At 62.5% G+C, this 2,340-nt stretch carries 4 protein-coding genes and 1 pseudogene; all 5 read left to right on the forward strand.

Going from position 1 to position 2,340, the window contains the following annotated elements; all coding sequences use genetic code 11:
- A pseudogene (locus N878_RS17900) lies at positions 1-169 on the forward strand (transcriptional regulator MerD); the annotation flags it as partial.
- Positions 166-402 carry a broad-spectrum mercury transporter MerE gene (gene merE / locus N878_RS17905; protein ID WP_003132004.1) on the forward strand — a complete coding sequence of 79 codons (237 nt, stop codon included), beginning with the start codon at positions 166-168 and terminating at the stop codon, positions 400-402. The pseudogene N878_RS17900 and the gene merE, both read left to right, overlap by 4 nt.
- Positions 399-1,388 carry a DUF3330 domain-containing protein gene (locus N878_RS17910; RefSeq protein ID WP_003132006.1) on the forward strand — a complete coding sequence of 330 codons (990 nt, stop codon included), beginning with the start codon at positions 399-401 and terminating at the stop codon, positions 1,386-1,388. Before merE ends, N878_RS17910 begins: the two co-directional genes overlap by 4 nt.
- Positions 1,389-1,517: 129 nt before the next feature.
- Positions 1,518-2,078 carry a recombinase family protein gene (locus N878_RS17915; RefSeq protein WP_011239984.1) on the forward strand — a complete coding sequence of 187 codons (561 nt, stop codon included), beginning with the start codon at positions 1,518-1,520 and terminating at the stop codon, positions 2,076-2,078.
- Positions 2,079-2,080: 2 nt separating this feature from the next.
- On the forward strand, positions 2,081-2,340 hold a 260-nt coding region (locus tag N878_RS17920; protein ID WP_021444955.1), incomplete at its 3' end, for a DUF4158 domain-containing protein.

Consider the following 2,340-nt stretch of genomic DNA (forward strand, 5'->3'; position numbering starts at 1 on the left):
GGCGCGGCTGTGCCGGGCGCTGGATGCGGCGGACGGCGACGAAGCGGCCGCGCAGCTTGCCCTGCTGCGTCAGTTCGTCGAGCGTCGGCGCGAAGCGTTGGCCGATCTGGAAGTGCAGTTGGCCACCCTGCCGACCGAGCCGGCACAGCACGCGGAGAGTCTGCCATGAACAACCCCGAGCGCTTGCCGTCCGAGACGCACAAACCGATCACCGGCTACCTGTGGGGCGGACTGGCTGTGCTGACTTGCCCCTGCCACCTGCCCATCCTCGCTGTCGTGCTGGCCGGCACAACCGCCGGTGCTTTCCTCGGCGAGCATTGGGTCATCGCGGCGCTCGGTTTGACCGGCCTGTTCCTTCTGTCCCTGTCGCGGGCGTTGCGGGCATTCAGGGAAAGAGAATGAGCGCTTTCCGGCCGGATGGATGGACGACGCCGGAACTGGCCCAAGCGGTCGAGCGCGGGCAGCTTGAACTGCACTACCAGCCCGTCGTCGATCTGCGCAGTGGTGGGATTGTCGGCGCGGAAGCCCTGTTGCGCTGGCGTCATCCGACGCTTGGACTATTGCCACCGGGCCAGTTCCTGCCCGTGGTCGAATCGTCCGGCCTGATGCCTGAAATCGGCGCTTGGGTGCTGGGCGAAGCCTGCCGCCAGATGCGTGACTGGCGAATGCTGGCATGGCGACCGTTCCGGCTGGCCGTCAATGTTTCGGCGAGCCAAGTGGGACCGGACTTCGACGGGTGGGTAAAGGGCGTGCTGGCTGATGCCGAGTTGCCCGCCGAGTATCTCGAAATCGAGCTGACCGAATCGGTCGCGTTTGGTGATCCGGCGATCTTCCCCGCCCTGGACGCCTTGCGGCAGATCGGTGTGCGCTTCGCCGCCGATGACTTCGGGACGGGGTATTCCTGTCTGCAACATCTGAAGTGCTGCCCAATCAGCACGCTCAAGATCGACCAATCGTTTGTCGCCGGGCTCGCCAACGACCGCCGCGACCAAACCATCGTGCACACCGTGATTCAGCTTGCGCACGGGCTGGGCATGGATGTGGTGGCTGAAGGCGTGGAAACATCGGCGAGTCTTGATCTATTGCGACAAGCGGACTGCGACACAGGACAAGGCTTCCTGTTCGCGAAGCCAATGCCGGCGGCGGCATTCGCCGTCTTCGTCAGTCAATGGAGGGGTGCCACCATGAATGCAAGTGACTCGACCACCACCAGTTGCTGCGTGTGCTGCAAGGAAATCCCGCTCGATGCCGCCTTCACCCCGGAAGGCGCGGAATACGTCGAGCACTTCTGCGGGTTGGAGTGTTATCAACGCTTCGAAGCGCGTGCCAAGACAGGGAACGAAACCGATGCCGATCCGAACGCCTGCGACTCGCTACCGTCAGATTGAGGCATACCCTAACCGGATGTCAGGGTAGACTGCCTCACAACGTCAGAATAGAGTCGGTTGTGTTATTTATTGACACTAGCTGAAAAAGGTCATAGATTTCTTCCTGACATTTTCGTCCAGGGAGGCATCTTGCAGGGTCAACGCATCGGCTACGTCCGGGTCAGCAGCTTCGACCAGAACCCGGAACGGCAACTTGAACACGTCGAAGTCGGCAAGGTGTTCACCGACAAGGCGTCGGGCAAGGACACCCAGCGGCCCGAGCTTGATTCGCTGCTGGCCTTCGTGCGCGAAGGCGACACCGTGGTGGTTCACAGCATGGATCGCTTGGCGCGCAACCTCGATGACTTGCGCCGCCTCGTGCAAAAGCTCACCAAGCGCGGCGTGCGCATCGAGTTCGTCAAGGAGAGCCTGACCTTCACCGGCGAGGATTCGCCGATGGCGAACCTGATGCTGTCGGTCATGGGGGCGTTCGCTGAATTCGAGCGGGCCTTGATCCGCGAGCGGCAGAGGGAAGGCATCGCGCTCGCCAAGCAACGCGGAGCCTACCGGGGCCGCAAGAAAGCGCTGTCGCCCGAACAGGTAGCCGATCTGCGGCAGCGGGCCGCCGCCGGCGAACAAAAAGCGAAGCTGGCCCGCGAGTTTGGTGTCAGCCGGGAGACCCTGTATCAATACTTGAGAGCGGATCAGTAAATATGCCACGTCGTTCCATTCTGTCCGCCGCCGAGCGGGAAAGCCTGTTGGCGTTGCCGGATACCAAGGACGACTTGATCCGATACTACACGTTCAGCGATACCGACCTCTCCATCATCCGGCAACGGCGCGGGCCTGCGAACCGCTTGGGCTTTGCAGTTCAGCTCTGCTACCTGCGCTTTCCCGGCATCCTCCTTGGCGTCGATGAGCCGCCGTTTCCGCCCTTGCTGAAACTGGTCGCCGACCAGCTCAAGGTCAGTGT

The organism is Pseudomonas sp. EGD-AK9 (assembly GCF_000465935.2).
In the GTDB taxonomy this organism is placed as follows: Bacteria; Pseudomonadota; Gammaproteobacteria; order Pseudomonadales; family Pseudomonadaceae; genus Aquipseudomonas.

Excerpts from the sequence above, each read along its gene's own strand:
- merE (WP_003132004.1), top strand. The coding sequence starts at position 166 with ATGAACAACCCCGAGCGCTTGCCGTCCGAGACGCACAAACCGATCACC.
- N878_RS17910 (WP_003132006.1), top strand. The coding sequence starts at position 399 with ATGAGCGCTTTCCGGCCGGATGGATGGACGACGCCGGAACTGGCCCAA.